The 13,853-nt window shown below is 45.2% G+C and carries 28 protein-coding genes; all 28 read right to left on the bottom strand.

What is annotated here, in order from left to right; genetic code table 11:
* Window positions 1-29 precede the first annotated feature (29 nt).
* The gene (gene rpsK / locus PR699_RS18745) at window positions 30-419 is read right to left on the bottom strand and encodes a 30S ribosomal protein S11 (RefSeq protein ID WP_002919257.1); all 390 of its coding nucleotides are present in this window, start codon (window positions 417-419) and stop codon (window positions 30-32) included.
* Window positions 420-435: 16 nt separating this feature from the next.
* Window positions 436-792, bottom strand: coding sequence for a 30S ribosomal protein S13 (rpsM, locus tag PR699_RS18750; protein ID WP_004907144.1), 357 nt, complete (start codon window positions 790-792; stop codon window positions 436-438).
* A 144-nt stretch (window positions 793-936) separates the two neighbouring features.
* Complete coding sequence (gene rpmJ / locus PR699_RS18755) at window positions 937-1,053, bottom strand: 50S ribosomal protein L36 (protein WP_004265484.1); 117 nt, start codon at window positions 1,051-1,053, stop codon at window positions 937-939.
* Window positions 1,054-1,100: 47 nt separating this feature from the next.
* Entirely contained in the window at window positions 1,101-2,426 is a 1,326-nt protein-coding gene (gene secY, locus PR699_RS18760) for a preprotein translocase subunit SecY (RefSeq protein ID WP_004926428.1), read from the bottom strand.
* Between the two features lie 7 nt (window positions 2,427-2,433).
* Window positions 2,434-2,868: a 50S ribosomal protein L15 gene (rplO, locus tag PR699_RS18765; RefSeq protein ID WP_004926430.1), complete on the bottom strand. Its 435-nt coding sequence runs from the start codon at window positions 2,866-2,868 to the stop codon at window positions 2,434-2,436.
* A 3-nt stretch (window positions 2,869-2,871) separates the two neighbouring features.
* Window positions 2,872-3,051 (bottom strand): 50S ribosomal protein L30, encoded by a 180-nt coding sequence (rpmD, locus tag PR699_RS18770; RefSeq protein WP_004926432.1) that lies wholly within the window; start codon window positions 3,049-3,051, stop codon window positions 2,872-2,874.
* 6 nt (window positions 3,052-3,057) lie between these two features.
* On the bottom strand, window positions 3,058-3,558 hold the full coding sequence (gene rpsE, locus PR699_RS18775; protein WP_004265471.1) for a 30S ribosomal protein S5: 501 nt from the start codon (window positions 3,556-3,558) through the stop codon (window positions 3,058-3,060).
* Between the two features lie 14 nt (window positions 3,559-3,572).
* Window positions 3,573-3,926 (bottom strand): 50S ribosomal protein L18, encoded by a 354-nt coding sequence (gene rplR, locus PR699_RS18780; protein ID WP_004926434.1) that lies wholly within the window; start codon window positions 3,924-3,926, stop codon window positions 3,573-3,575.
* A gap of 9 nt (window positions 3,927-3,935) precedes the next feature.
* Window positions 3,936-4,469, bottom strand: coding sequence for a 50S ribosomal protein L6 (gene rplF / locus PR699_RS18785; RefSeq protein ID WP_004926436.1), 534 nt, complete (start codon window positions 4,467-4,469; stop codon window positions 3,936-3,938).
* A gap of 14 nt (window positions 4,470-4,483) precedes the next feature.
* Window positions 4,484-4,876, bottom strand: coding sequence for a 30S ribosomal protein S8 (rpsH, locus tag PR699_RS18790; RefSeq protein ID WP_004926438.1), 393 nt, complete (start codon window positions 4,874-4,876; stop codon window positions 4,484-4,486).
* Window positions 4,877-4,910: 34 nt separating this feature from the next.
* The gene (gene rpsN, locus PR699_RS18795; RefSeq protein ID WP_004926440.1) at window positions 4,911-5,216 is read right to left on the bottom strand and encodes a 30S ribosomal protein S14; all 306 of its coding nucleotides are present in this window, start codon (window positions 5,214-5,216) and stop codon (window positions 4,911-4,913) included.
* Window positions 5,217-5,228: 12 nt separating this feature from the next.
* Window positions 5,229-5,768 carry a 50S ribosomal protein L5 gene (gene rplE, locus PR699_RS18800; RefSeq protein ID WP_004926441.1) on the bottom strand — a complete coding sequence of 180 codons (540 nt, stop codon included), beginning with the start codon at window positions 5,766-5,768 and terminating at the stop codon, window positions 5,229-5,231.
* A 15-nt stretch (window positions 5,769-5,783) separates the two neighbouring features.
* On the bottom strand, window positions 5,784-6,098 hold the full coding sequence (gene rplX / locus PR699_RS18805; protein WP_004926444.1) for a 50S ribosomal protein L24: 315 nt from the start codon (window positions 6,096-6,098) through the stop codon (window positions 5,784-5,786).
* 11 nt (window positions 6,099-6,109) lie between these two features.
* Entirely contained in the window at window positions 6,110-6,481 is a 372-nt protein-coding gene (gene rplN / locus PR699_RS18810; RefSeq protein ID WP_004926446.1) for a 50S ribosomal protein L14, read from the bottom strand.
* 178 nt (window positions 6,482-6,659) lie between these two features.
* Entirely contained in the window at window positions 6,660-6,914 is a 255-nt protein-coding gene (gene rpsQ, locus PR699_RS18815; RefSeq protein ID WP_004265446.1) for a 30S ribosomal protein S17, read from the bottom strand.
* Window positions 6,914-7,105: a 50S ribosomal protein L29 gene (gene rpmC, locus PR699_RS18820; RefSeq protein WP_004265442.1), complete on the bottom strand. Its 192-nt coding sequence runs from the start codon at window positions 7,103-7,105 to the stop codon at window positions 6,914-6,916. Before rpmC ends, rpsQ begins: the two co-directional genes overlap by 1 nt.
* Window positions 7,105-7,515 (bottom strand): 50S ribosomal protein L16, encoded by a 411-nt coding sequence (rplP, locus tag PR699_RS18825; RefSeq protein ID WP_004926449.1) that lies wholly within the window; start codon window positions 7,513-7,515, stop codon window positions 7,105-7,107. The genes rpmC and rplP overlap by 1 nt, the downstream gene beginning before the upstream one ends.
* 12 nt (window positions 7,516-7,527) lie before the next feature.
* Window positions 7,528-8,229 (bottom strand): 30S ribosomal protein S3, encoded by a 702-nt coding sequence (gene rpsC, locus PR699_RS18830; protein ID WP_004926451.1) that lies wholly within the window; start codon window positions 8,227-8,229, stop codon window positions 7,528-7,530.
* A gap of 17 nt (window positions 8,230-8,246) precedes the next feature.
* Entirely contained in the window at window positions 8,247-8,579 is a 333-nt protein-coding gene (gene rplV / locus PR699_RS18835; RefSeq protein ID WP_004265430.1) for a 50S ribosomal protein L22, read from the bottom strand.
* A 15-nt stretch (window positions 8,580-8,594) separates the two neighbouring features.
* Complete coding sequence (gene rpsS / locus PR699_RS18840; RefSeq protein WP_004265426.1) at window positions 8,595-8,873, bottom strand: 30S ribosomal protein S19; 279 nt, start codon at window positions 8,871-8,873, stop codon at window positions 8,595-8,597.
* A gap of 14 nt (window positions 8,874-8,887) precedes the next feature.
* Window positions 8,888-9,712, bottom strand: a complete 825-nt coding sequence (gene rplB / locus PR699_RS18845) for a 50S ribosomal protein L2 (protein ID WP_004926454.1) — start codon at window positions 9,710-9,712, stop codon at window positions 8,888-8,890.
* A 19-nt stretch (window positions 9,713-9,731) separates the two neighbouring features.
* Window positions 9,732-10,034: a 50S ribosomal protein L23 gene (gene rplW / locus PR699_RS18850; protein ID WP_004926456.1), complete on the bottom strand. Its 303-nt coding sequence runs from the start codon at window positions 10,032-10,034 to the stop codon at window positions 9,732-9,734.
* Entirely contained in the window at window positions 10,031-10,636 is a 606-nt protein-coding gene (gene rplD, locus PR699_RS18855) for a 50S ribosomal protein L4 (protein WP_004926458.1), read from the bottom strand. The genes rplW and rplD overlap by 4 nt, the downstream gene beginning before the upstream one ends.
* Before the next feature lie 16 nt (window positions 10,637-10,652).
* Window positions 10,653-11,282: a 50S ribosomal protein L3 gene (gene rplC / locus PR699_RS18860; protein ID WP_004926461.1), complete on the bottom strand. Its 630-nt coding sequence runs from the start codon at window positions 11,280-11,282 to the stop codon at window positions 10,653-10,655.
* 32 nt (window positions 11,283-11,314) lie between these two features.
* Window positions 11,315-11,626: a 30S ribosomal protein S10 gene (gene rpsJ, locus PR699_RS18865; RefSeq protein ID WP_001181005.1), complete on the bottom strand. Its 312-nt coding sequence runs from the start codon at window positions 11,624-11,626 to the stop codon at window positions 11,315-11,317.
* 351 nt (window positions 11,627-11,977) lie between these two features.
* A complete protein-coding gene (gene bfr / locus PR699_RS18870; protein ID WP_004926466.1) occupies window positions 11,978-12,454 on the bottom strand; it encodes a bacterioferritin in 477 nt (158 codons plus the stop codon).
* A gap of 127 nt (window positions 12,455-12,581) precedes the next feature.
* Window positions 12,582-12,782, bottom strand: coding sequence for a bacterioferritin-associated ferredoxin (bfd, locus tag PR699_RS18875; protein WP_014657269.1), 201 nt, complete (start codon window positions 12,780-12,782; stop codon window positions 12,582-12,584).
* Window positions 12,783-12,875: 93 nt separating this feature from the next.
* Complete coding sequence (locus PR699_RS18880; protein WP_004926467.1) at window positions 12,876-13,619, bottom strand: SDR family NAD(P)-dependent oxidoreductase; 744 nt, start codon at window positions 13,617-13,619, stop codon at window positions 12,876-12,878.
* Window positions 13,620-13,853: the final 234 nt, after the last annotated feature.

The raw sequence follows: 13,853 nt of genomic DNA on the forward strand, positions 1-13,853 counted from the left end.
TTCTCCAACAGTCCTAAAAACGAAACGTATTAAACGCGACGTTTTTTCGGTGGGCGACAACCGTTATGAGGGATAGGAGTCACATCAGTAATATTTGTGATGCGGAAACCTGCGGCGTTCAGAGCACGAATTGTTGATTCGCGACCCGGACCCGGTCCCTTAACCATAACTTCCAGGTTCTTGATACCGTATTCTTTCACGGCTTCTGCGCAACGCTCTGCTGCAACCTGAGCTGCAAACGGAGTGGATTTGCGAGAACCACGGAAACCGGAACCACCGGCAGTTGCCCAACCTAATGCGTTACCCTGACGATCAGTAATAGTAACGATTGTGTTGTTGAAAGAAGCATGGATATGAGCCACACCGTCTGAGACTTGCTTTCTTACACGCTTACGTGCACGAATTGGTGCTTTTGCCATTATTCAATACCCCGACTTATTTCTTGATCGGCTTACGCGGACCCTTACGGGTACGAGCGTTAGTCTTAGTACGCTGACCGCGCACAGGTAGACCACGACGATGACGTAAACCACGGTAACATCCAAGGTCCATCAGACGCTTGATGCTCAGGGTAATTTCACGACGTAAGTCACCTTCTACCACATACTTGGCAACTTCGTCACGCAGCTTGTCGATTTGTTCTTCAGACAGCTCACTGATCTTAACATTTTCAGCAATTCCAGTCGCTTCACAGATAGCCTGTGAACGAGTTTTGCCGATTCCGAAAATCGATGTTAAAGCGATCACGGTATGTTTATGATCAGGAATGTTAATGCCTGCTATACGGGCCACTATGCACTCCTAAGTTAAAATATACATTATTGTGCTGAAAAGCCCGTTTTCAGGATACTCAAACAATAATGTATCTCGATAAAAAAGATTGGCTGGCTAATTTAGCCAGCTCAACCCAACTTTGCAAGAAAAAAATGCTTTTTCTTAACCTTGACGTTGTTTATGTCTTGGCTCAACACTGCAAATTACACGAACGCTACCATTGCGACGGATAATTTTACAGTTACGGCATAATTTCTTGACGGAAGCACGAACTTTCATTTTTACTCTCCGTAACTTCTAAAGCAAACCATAATCACACTAAGCGATTACTTACCTTTTAGATTTGCTTTCTTCAATGCAGACTCATATTGACTTGACATCATTAGAGTTTGCACTTGAGCCATAAAGTCCATGATAACGACAACTACGATTAATAGAGAAGTACCACCAAAGTAAAAAGGTACTTTCATTGCGTCACGCATGAACTCCGGGATTAGGCAGATGAAGGTAATATAAAGTGCACCGACTAAAGTCAGGCGAGTCATTACCTTATCAATGTACTTGGCCGTTTGCTCTCCCGGACGAATTCCTGGTACAAATGCACCGGACTTCTTCAGGTTATCTGCTGTTTCTCTTGGGTTGAAAACCAACGCCGTATAGAAGAAACAGAAGAAGATGATCGCAGAAGCATAAAGCAACACATAGAACGGTTGACCAGGCTGCAAGAACATAGAAAGAGTTGTCAGCCAGTCCCAGCCAGTTCCATCACCGAACCAAGATGCTATTGTACCCGGGAACAGTATGATACTGGAAGCAAAAATTGCAGGAATTACACCCGCCATATTCACTTTTAATGGTAAATGTGTGCTTTGTGCCGCATAAACACGGCGTCCTTGTTGGCGTTTCGCGTAGTTAACAACGATTCTACGTTGACCACGCTCCATGAATACAACAAAGAAAGTTACCGCGAATACGAGCACTGCAACCAACAGCAACAGGAGGAAGTGCAGATCGCCTTGCCGAGCTTGCTCGATAGTATGGCCAATGGCCGGCGGTAGACCCGCAACGATACCAGCGAAGATAATGATTGAGATACCGTTACCAATACCTCTTTCCGTTATCTGCTCACCTAGCCACATAAGGAACATGGTTCCTGTAACTAAGCTAACAACAGCCGTGAAGTAGAACGGGAGACCCGGATCAATAACTAGCCCTTGCATCCCTGGCATATTCGGAAGACCCATTGCAATACCCACAGATTGGAATATTGCTAACACCAAAGTACCCCAACGAGTATATTGGCTTATCTTCCGACGACCTGCTTCACCTTCTTTCTTAATCTCTGCTAGTCGTGGGTTAACCACTGACAATAATTGGATAATAATAGATGCCGAAATATACGGCATAATACCCAAAGCAAAGATAGAAGCTCGGCTAAGAGCACCACCAGAGAACATGTTAAACATATCAATGATGGTGCCTTGTTGCTGTTCGAGCAATTTGGCAAGCACAGTGGCATCAATACCAGGGATTGGAATAAAAGAACCAATACGGAAAACAATCAGTGCACCTATAACAAACAAAAGTCTGCGTTTCAGCTCACCAACACCACCTTTGGCACTTTGAAAATCTAATCCTGGTTGTTTAGCCATCTGTCACTTATTCCTCAATTTTACCGCCGGCAGCTTCAATCGCAGCGCGAGCACCTTTAGTAACACGAAGGCCACGTACAGTTACTGCACGATTCACTTCGCCAGAAAGAATAACTTTCGCATATTCAATCTGGATGCCAACAACATTCGCGGCTTTTAGTGCGTTCAGATCAATAACATCGCCTTCAACAGCAGCAAAATCAGACAGACGAACTTCTGCAGTGATCATTGCTTTACGTGAAGTAAAACCAAATTTTGGTAGACGACGGTATAAAGGCATCTGGCCGCCTTCGAAACCACGACGTACGCCACCGCCAGAACGAGATTTCTGACCTTTGTGACCACGTCCGCCGGTTTTACCCAGACCAGAACCGATACCACGACCTAAGCGCTTAGGCGCGTGCTTGGCACCTTCAGCCGGAGACAGAGTATTTAAACGCATCTCTTACTCCTCAACTTTAACCATGTAGGAAACCAAGTTGACCATACCGCGAACAGCAGGAGTGTCCTCACGTTCTACTGTATGACCAATGCGACGCAGACCTAAACCGATCAAAGTTGCCTTATGCTTAGGCAGGCGACCGATTGAACTGCGAACTTGTGTAATTTTAATAGTCTTAGCCATGGCTGATTACCCCAGAATTTCTTCGACGGATTTTCCACGCTTAGCTGCGACCATTTCTGGAGACTTCATGCTGTCTAAAGCATCCAGTGTTGCACGAACCACGTTGATTGGGTTTGTGGAACCATAGGTTTTAGCCAGTACGTTGCGAACTCCAGCTACTTCTAAAACAGCACGCATTGCACCACCGGCGATGATACCAGTACCTTCGTGAGCAGGTTGCATAAACACGCGAGAACCGGTGTGTGTACCTTTCACAGGGTGGAACAAAGTGCCGTTGTTTAGAGCAACGGTTTTCATGCTGCGACGGGCTTTTTCCATCGCTTTCTGGATTGCTGCCGGAACTTCGCGCGCTTTGCCGTAGCCAAAACCAACGCGACCGTTACCATCACCAACTACTGTCAGTGCTGTAAAGCTGAAAATACGGCCACCTTTAACGGTTTTTGCTACGCGGTTTACCGCGATCAGCTTTTCCTGCAGTTCGCCAGCTTGTTTCTCGATGTGAGCCATCTTACACCTCTACCTTAGAACTGAAGGCCAGCTTCACGGGCAGCTTCTGCCAGTGCCTGGACTCTACCATGATATTGGAAACCAGAACGGTCAAAAGCAACAGTAGTGATGCCTTTTTCCAATGCGCGTTCAGCAATAATTTTACCAACAACTGCTGCTGCGTCTTTGTTTCCAGTGAATTTCACTTGCTCATTGATAGCTTTTTCTGTAGTAGAAGCGGCCACCAAAGTTTCAGAACCGTTTGGAGCGATAACCTGCGCATAAATATGGCGTGGAGTACGGTGTACCACCAGGCGTGTCGCACCCAACTCTTGGATCTTGCGGCGTGCGCGGGTCGCACGACGGATACGAGCTGCTTTCTTATCCATAGTGTTACCTTACTTCTTCTTAGCCTCTTTAGTACGCACGATTTCATCGGCGTAACGAACACCCTTGCCTTTGTAAGGCTCAGGACGACGGTAAGCACGCAGTTCTGCCGCGACTTGACCAATCACTTGCTTATCCGCACCTTTCAGTACGATTTCAGTTTGTGTTGGGCATTCTGCAGTAATGCCTGCTGGCAGTGCGTGTTCAACCGGATGCGAAAAACCTAGAGACAAGCTAACAGCGTTGCCTTTAACTGCCGCACGGTAACCAACACCGACTAGTTGAAGTTTTTTAGTGAAGCCTTCAGTAACACCAACAACCATTGAGTTAAGCAGAGAACGAGAAGTACCCGCCTGTGCCCAAGCATCAGCGAAACCTTCGCGCGGTGCGAAAGTTAAGCGGCCATCTTCATGTTTAACTTCAACTGCATTATGGATAGTACGAGTAAGCTCGCCGTTTTTACCCTTAATCGAAATAACCTGACCGTTGAGTTTTACCTCTACGCCGGCAGGAATGACGACGGGTGCTTTTGCCACACGAGACATTCTTTCCTCCCGAATTAAGCTACGTAGCAGAGAATCTCGCCACCAAGACCAGCTTGGCGAGCTGCACGATCAGTCATGACACCTTTAGAGGTAGAAATAACAGCGATACCTAAGCCAGCCATAACTTGTGGCAGCTCATCTTTTTTCTTATAGATGCGCAGACTTGGGCGGCTTACACGCTGAATGCTTTCTACTACAGCCTTACCTTGGAAATAACGCAGAGTCAGTTCCAATTCTGGCTTAGTGTCGCCTTCAATTTTAAAATCTTCAATATAACCTTCTTCCTTCAGCACTTTGGCAATCGCCACTTTCAGCTTGGAGGAAGGCATGGTGACCGCAACTTTGTTCGCGGCCTGACCGTTACGGATACGGGTCAGCATATCCGCGATGGGATCTTGCATGCTCATCTGTCTTTACTCCCGTGATTCAATATGGTGACAATTACCAACTAGCCTTTTTAAGGCCCGGGATTTCACCGCGCATAGCGGCTTCACGGACTTTAATACGGCTCAGACCAAATTTCCGCAGGAAACCGTGCGGACGCCCAGTTTGACGGCAGCGGTTACGCTGACGAGAAGGACTTGAATCACGTGGCAGTGTTTGCAGCTTGAGAACAGCGTCCCAGCGATCTTCATCAGATGCGTTTACATCAGAGATGATAGCTTTCAGTTCAACGCGTTTTGCGAAAAACTTCTCAGCTAATTTAGCACGCTTAACATCACGCGCTTTCATAGATTTCTTAGCCATGAGTACCCTGCCTTACTTGCGGAACGGGAAGTTGAACGCTGCTAACAGTGCGCGACCTTCGTCATCTGATTTCGCAGTTGTGGTGATAGTAATATCTAAACCACGCACACGATCCACTTTATCGTAATCGATTTCAGGGAAGATGATTTGTTCACGTACGCCCATGCTGTAGTTACCGCGACCATCAAATGACTTAGCGGACAAGCCACGGAAGTCACGAATACGTGGTACAGCAATAGAAATCAGTCGCTCAAGGAACTCCCACATGCGTTCGCCACGCAGGGTTACTTTACAGCCGATTGGATAGCCCTGACGGATTTTGAAGCCTGCAACAGATTTGCGTGCTTTGGTGATCAATGGTTTTTGACCAGAGATTGCTGCCAAGTCAGCTGCTGCATTGTCCAGCAGTTTTTTATCAGCAATCGCTTCACCAACACCCATATTCAGGGTGATCTTCTCGACCCGAGGGACTTGCATGACAGAATTGTAACCAAACTGAGCCATCAGTTTTTTAGTTACTTCGTCTTTATAGTAATCATGCAGTTTCGCCATCGTATACTCCAAAAATTACTTGATAGTTTCACTGTTAGATTTGAAGAAACGGACTTTTTTGCCGTCTTCGAATCTAAAGCCTACACGGTCAGCCTTACCAGTTGCCGCGTTAAAGATTGCAACGTTAGAAACGTGAATTGCCGCTTCTTTTTCAACGATGCCACCTGGTTGATTCAGAGCCGGAACTGGCTTCTGATGTTTTTTAACCAGATTGATACCTTCAACGATAACTTTACCAGAAGAAATAACCTGTTTTACTTTACCGCGCTTACCTTTATCTTTACCAGTCAGCACGATAACTTCGTCATCACGACGGATTTTCGCTGCCATAGTTCCGCTCCTTAGAGTACTTCAGGTGCCAGTGAGATAATTTTCATAAACTTCTCTGTACGAAGTTCACGAGTTACCGGCCCAAAAATACGCGTACCGACTACTTGCTCGCTGTTATTGTTTAGAATAACGCATGCATTACTATCGAAGCGAATGACAGAACCGTCCGGGCGACGTACACCCTTCTTGGTGCGCACCACTACCGCCTTCAGGACATCACCTTTTTTCACTTTACCGCGTGGAATTGCTTCTTTAACAGTAATTTTAATGATGTCGCCGACGCCTGCATAGCGACGGTGCGAGCCACCTAGAACCTTGATACACATTACGCGACGTGCACCGGAGTTGTCGGCCACGTTCAGCATAGTCTGTTCTTGGATCATTTTAGTGCTCCGCTAAATGTCAACTACTACTGAGCCACTTCATTATTGAAGAGACCGTTCAATATAACCCACAATACGAGGGCGCGGCATTATAACACCACATCTTCGTTATGGACAGAAAAAAATAAACGGCTCAGTAAAAAAGAGCCGTTTATTTATTAGAAAAGGCTATTCTATATTATAAAACAGCTTTTTCAACAACGCGAACTAAGGCCCAAGACTTAGTCTTAGACAGTGGACGAGTTTGGCGGATTTCTACCACGTCACCGATTCCACATTCATTGTTCTCGTCATGTACGTGCAATTTAGTCGTACGACGGATGAATTTACCATACAGAGGGTGCTTCACCATACGCTCGATAGCAACAACAATAGATTTCTCCATTTTATCGCTAACTACACGACCTTGCAGAGTACGGATTTTATCGCTCATTACGCACCTGCCTTCTCAGTCAGTAAAGTCTTCACACGTGCGATATCGCGACGCACTTGTTTCAACAGATGAGACTGTTGCAGCTGACCACTTGCAGCCTGCATACGTAAGTTGAATTGTTCACGTAACAGGTTCAAAAGTTCAGCGTTCAGCTCTTCAACGCTTTTTTCGCGCAGCTCTTGTGCTTTCATTACATCACCGTCTTAGTTACAAAGGTGGTTTTGATAGGCAGTTTCGCTGCTGCCAGAGAGAATGCTTCACGAGCCAGCTCTTCAGGCACACCGTCCATTTCATACAGGACTTTACCAGGCTGGATCAAGGCAACCCAATATTCTACGTTACCTTTACCTTTACCCATACGAACTTCGAGTGGCTTCTCAGTAATTGGCTTGTCTGGGAACACACGGATCCAGATTTTACCTTGACGCTTAACTGCACGGGTCATAGCACGACGTGCCGCTTCGATCTGACGAGCAGTCAGACGACCACGGCCCACAGCTTTAAGACCGAAAGTGCCGAAGCTAACATCCGTACCTTGTGCCAGACCACGGTTGCGGCCTTTGTGCACTTTACGGAATTTTGTACGCTTTGGTTGTAACATCAGCGACTCTCCTTACTTGCGGCCTTTACGCTGCTGCTTTTTAGGTTGAGCAGCTGGTTTTTCAGCTTGTTCAACAGCAGCCATACCACCCAGAATCTCACCTTTGAAGATCCATACCTTAACGCCGAGAACACCGTAAGTGGTGTGCGCTTCTGAAGTGTTGTAATCGATATCAGCACGTAGAGTGTGCAGTGGCACACGGCCTTCACGATACCACTCGGTACGAGCGATTTCAGCACCGCCTAAACGGCCGCTGACTTCAACTTTAATACCTTTAGCGCCCAGACGCATTGCGTTTTGTACAGCGCGTTTCATAGCACGACGGAACATAACACGACGTTCCAGCTGTGAAGCGATGCTGTCAGCAACCAATTTAGCGTCCAGTTCTGGTTTACGAACTTCGGCGATATTGATTTGCGCAGGAACACCAGCGATATCCGCTACTGTTTTACGCAGTTTTTCTACGTCTTCACCTTTCTTACCGATAACGATACCTGGGCGAGCAGTGTGAATAGTCACACGAATGCTTTTTGCAGGACGCTCGATAACGATGCGTGAAATTGACGCTTTTGCCAATTCTTTGTTCAAGTACTGGCGTACTTTATAATCGCTGTCTAGGTTGTCAGCGAATTCATTAGTATTCGCGTACCAAGTAGAGTTCCAAGGTTTGACAATACCCAGGCGAATACCATTAGGATGTACTTTCTGACCCATTGCTAGTCTCCAGAGTCTCAGCGATCGGACACAACCACAGTAATGTGGCTGGTGCGCTTAAGAATACGATCTGCACGGCCTTTCGCACGCGGCATGATGCGTTTCATGGTTGGACCTTCGTCAACGAAAATTTTCGCAACTTTCAGGTCATCAATGTCAGCGCCATCGTTTTGCTCTGCGTTAGCAATTGCAGATTCAAGTACTTTCTTCACTAAACCAGCAGCTTTCTTGTTGGTGTAGGTCAGAATTTCCAGAGCTTGCGACACTTTCTTACCGCGAATCAGGTCGGCAACTAAGCGAACCTTCTGGGCAGAAGAACGAGCGTGGCGATGCATAGCTAAAGTTTCCATCTCTTCCTCCTATCCTTAACGTTTCTTAGCTTTCTTATCAGCCGCATGGCCGCGATAAGTGCGAGTCGGTGCGAATTCACCCAGTTTATGACCAACCATTTCGTCGGTAACAAAAACTGGAACATGCTGACGACCATTATGGACAGCGATGGTCAATCCGATCATATTAGGAAAGATCGTTGAACGACGGGACCAAGTCTTAAGAGGCTTCTTGTCTCCGCTTTCCACCGCTTTCTCTACCTTCTTCAGCAAGTGCAGGTCAATAAAAGGACCTTTCTTGAGAGAACGTGGCATGGTTTATCCTCTAATTATTTTTTAGAACGATGACGTACGATGAATTGATCAGTACGCTTGTTGCTACGAGTTTTCTTACCTTTGGTTTGAACGCCCCAAGGTGTTACAGGGTGTTTACCAAAGTTACGACCCTCACCACCACCATGTGGGTGATCGACTGGGTTCATCGCCGTACCACGAACGGTAGGACGAATACCACGCCAGCGGCTAGCACCAGCTTTACCCAGAACACGTAACATGTGCTCAGCGTTACCAACTTCACCTAAAGTTGCACGGCAATCAGCCAGAACTTTACGCATTTCACCAGAACGCAGACGCAGAGTGACATAAGCACCATCACGTGCAACGATCTGAGCATAAGTACCTGCTGAACGCGCTAACTGACCACCTTTACCTGGTTTCAGTTCGATGTTGTGAACTGTAGAACCAACAGGGATGTTGCGCATTGGCAGTGCGTTACCAGTTTTGATTGCTGAATCAACGCCAGATTGGATCTGGTCACCAGCTTTCAAACCTTTAGGCGCAAGAATATAACGACGTTCACCGTCTTTATATAGAACCAGTGCAATGTTCGCAGAACGGTTTGGATCATATTCCAAACGCTCAACAACAGCAGGAACACCGTCTTTGTTGCGTTTAAAGTCAACCAGACGATAGTGTTGCTTATGGCCACCACCAATGTGACGAGTGGTGATACGGCCATTGTTGTTACGACCACCGGATTTGCTGTTTTTTTCTAACAGCGGAGCATAAGGTTTGCCCTTATGCAGCTCAGGGTTAACCACTTTAACTACGTGGCGACGGCCCGGAGACGTAGGTTTACATTTAACAATTGCCATTGTTCTTTACTCCTCCGACTTACTCTGCGCCGCCAATGAAGTCCAGATTCTGGCCTTCTTTCAGCGTAACGTAAGCTTTTTTCCAGTCGCTACGACGACCAAAACGCTGACCGTGGCGTTTAGTTTTGCCTTTAACCAGCAAAGTGTTAACACCTTCAACTTCGACTTCAAACAGTTTCTGCACAGCAGCTTTAATTTCTGCTTTAGTCGCGTCTTTCGCAACTTTGAGAACGATGGTATTGCTTTTTTCCATCGCTGTAGAAGCTTTTTCAGATACGTGCGGCGCGCGCAGTACTTTTAGCAGACGTTCTTCACGGATCATGCCAGCATCTCCTCAACTTGCTTCACAGCATCAGCAGTCATAACCACTTTGTCGAAGGCGATTAAGCTAACTGGGTCGATACCCGCTGCATCACGAACGTCAACCTTGTACAGGTTACGTGCTGCTAAGAACAGATTTTCATCTAATTCAGCAGTGATGATCAGTACATCTTCCAGAGCCATATCTTTCAGTTTCTGTGCCAGCAACTTAGTTTTAGGTGCTTCAACAGAGAACTTCTCGACAACGATCAGACGATCTTGACGTACCAGTTCAGACAGGATGCTTTTCAGAGCACCGCGGTACATCTTCTTATTAACTTTTTGACTGTGGTCCTGTGGTTTAGCAGCGAAGCTAACACCACCAGAGCGCCAAATTGGGCTCTTGATAGAACCAGAACGTGCGCGGCCTGTGCCTTTTTGACGCCATGGTTTTTTACCTGAACCAGAAACTTCAGCACGAGTTTTCTGAGCACGAGTACCTTGACGAGCACCAGCTGCATACGCAACAACTACTTGGTGAACAAGCGCTTCATTGAAATCACGCCCGAAGGTAGTTTCGGAAACAGTCAGCGCGCTTTGCGCGTCTTTCATTACCAATTCCATTCCTATCTCCTCGACGTTAAGCCTTGACAGCCGGTTTTACGATCAGGTCGCTACCAGTTGCACCTGGAACAGCACCTTTGACCAGCAGCAGGTTGCGCTCAGCGTCAACACGTACTACATCTAGGCTTTGAACGGTTACACGCTCATTACCCAGTTGGCCTGCCATTTTCTTGCCTTTGAACACTTTGCCCGGAGTCTGGTTCTGACCGATAGAACCCGGAACACGGTGAGACAAGGAGTTACCATGGGTAGCATCTTGGGTACGGAAATTCCAACGCTTAACTGTACCAGCGAAGCCTTTACCTTTAGATGTACCAGTAACGTCGACTTTTTTAACGTCAGCGAAAATTTCAACGCTAATGCTTTGACCTACGTTAAATTCAGCACCTTCTTCAGTACGGAATTCACGTAGAATACGGCCAGCTTCGACGCCAGCTTTAGCGAAATGACCTGCCTCAGGCTTAGATACACGGTTCGCTTTTTTGCTACCAGTAGTCACCTGAATTGCATTATAACCGTCAGTTTCTGCTGTTTTAACTTGAGTAACGCGGTTATTTTCGATTTCGATAACTGTTACAGGGATAGAAACACCATCTTCAGTGAAGATACGCGTCATACCCACTTTTTTACCGACTAAACCAATCATTGTTTCAACCTCTCAATCGTTCGACGACCTGATTAACCCAGGCTGATCTGCACGTCTACGCCGGCAGCCAGGTCCAGACGCATCAGAGCATCAACGGTCTTCTCGGTTGGCTCAACGATGTCAACCAGACGTTTGTGAGTGCGAATTTCGTACTGATCACGCGCATCTTTGTTAACGTGCGGAGAAATCAGAACGGTAAAACGCTCTTTACGTGTCGGCAGCGGGATAGGACCACGAACTTGCGCACCAGTGCGCTTAGCAGTCTCTACGATTTCCGCAGTTGATTGATCAATTAAACGATGATCAAAGGCTTTCAGGCGGATACGGATTCTTTGGTTCTGCATGAGACCAGAGCTCCAACTATTTTATAAACGTAAATAATTACTCCTCGCACCCATTTCGATTGATGGGGGAGTGTAATCGTTCTTTGATGTAACCCCCAAATCGGGAGTATTGTCTAAATGAGTTACAAATCGTGAACTCAATACTGACCTTTAAGACCTAAAAAACTAGGGATTACTAATCAGTAAGCCCGCGCATTATACGCAACTGAATCTTAAACGCAAGTAATCGGAGAAAATATGTGCGAATTTTTCTGCTTTTTTACTTATAGCACTTTTCAATAAAAAACGCCTCACTATTACTTTTTTGTAGTGAGGCGTGATATTACAGCACACAAATAAATCGAAAAAGCATTACTCCTCTTCAATAATTTGCGCCTGTGTATAATTTTGAATACCCATACGTTTGATTAAATCTAACTGCGTTTCTATCCAATCAATATGGTTTTCTTCATCAGCTAAAATTTCAATCATCAGATCACGACTAACGTAATCATGAATTGAGTCTGCGTAACTAATCGCTTCTTTTAGGTTTTTAGCCCCATCAAGCTCCAGCTTAAGATCTGAAGCTAACATCTCCTCAATATCTTCACCAATGTTAAGTTTACCGAGGTCTTGCAGGTTAGGTATCCCCTCAAGGAATAAGATACGTTCGATATACTTATCTGCATGTTTCATTTCATCAATCGATTCATGGTATTCCACCTCATTAAGACGTGTTAAACCCCAATTTTTAAACATACGTGCATGCAAAAAGTATTGATTGATTGCTACTAACTCATTGCCCAATAACTTATTCAGATGGGCTATCATTTTTTTATCGCCTTTCATTTTTTATACTCCATTGCTTCCAGTCTTTAAAGTGTAGTACTGAAATGCTAACAATGAGTAATTTTCTATAGAGAATTTGAGATGAAAGTTACTTATTAATGAATGAGTTAAATGATTATTATTTCGATTAAGCGACTTCAGCAATACAGATATGCTCGGCAAGTGCTAACTCATCATTTAAGATTTCACGAGTTTGCCTGATGCACTTACCGCATTCGCGACCGACAGGGAGGATTTGACGTAGCCCTTTTAATGACGTCACATGATATTGGCGCACCGCACTTCTAATTTGTTTATCCGTTACGGCTTCACAGAGACATACATACATAGCAACTACCTGCATAAATTACACACAGGTAGTTTAAATAAAAATGATTACCATTTCAATTATCATTACGACCAATTTACATAAAACGTTTCATTAAGCAGTAAAACCTCCATCCACTAAATAGGCAGCTCCTGTCACAAATGACGCTGCATCACTAGCTAAAAAGGCAACAACATTAGCAACCTCTTCAGGTGTGCCTATCCTTTTCATCGGATGCATCTCTGCTAACTTTTGTTTATCTAAATCGCGCCCATCCAATAATGGAGTATCGATATAACCAGGGCAAACTGCATTAATTCGAATATTATGCATTGCATAACTTATTGCCAATGTTTGCGTTAACAGTTTGATCCCACCTTTTGAAGCGCAATATGCTGGAAATTGATGTTGCCCCACAAACGAACATATAGAGCCACAGTTAACAATTGCTCCTTCTTTTTGGTTTTTTAACCAATAATCGATAACAGCTCGATTAATCAAAAATAATCCATTGAGATTAACATCAATGACATGCTGCCATTTTTCATAAGCGAGTTTGTGGGCAACGTCATCGGCAAGTATTCCTGCATTAGCAAATAAAAAATCAATCGAACCGTATTCCTTTACTGTATGTGCCACTAACCGATCATTCTCTTTTTCATTGGCTGCATCCATCTGAAAAAATTGTATTGCGCCCTCTTTGTTCTTCAAGCGATTGAGTGCCTTCTGACCACGGTCAGCATGACTTCCCGTAATGATAACTGACGCACCTAATGATAAAAATTTTTCTGCCGCCGCTAGGCCAATACCGCTACTCCCTCCCGTAATAATGCCAACCTTACCTGCGAACGAAATCATGCCTCATCTCCTCATCTTCATTATGATGATTAAATAACAGACAATTCGTTTGAGTTTATTGGTAATACTGATGTTGAATCTTGATTTTGTGACCGAATTAACGCATTGAAATTTAATAAATAGAAATATCACAAGGATTGATAATGTCTTGAGAGACAATTCTTCGCGGTAAATAGATAGGAAATGAGGGAGATAAGAAATACAAAAGGGCACCCTATAGATGCCCCTTTTCAT

Origin of the sequence: Providencia sp. PROV268, from assembly GCF_028477805.1 — a bacterium.
Classification (GTDB): domain Bacteria; phylum Pseudomonadota; class Gammaproteobacteria; order Enterobacterales; family Enterobacteriaceae; genus Providencia; species Providencia stuartii.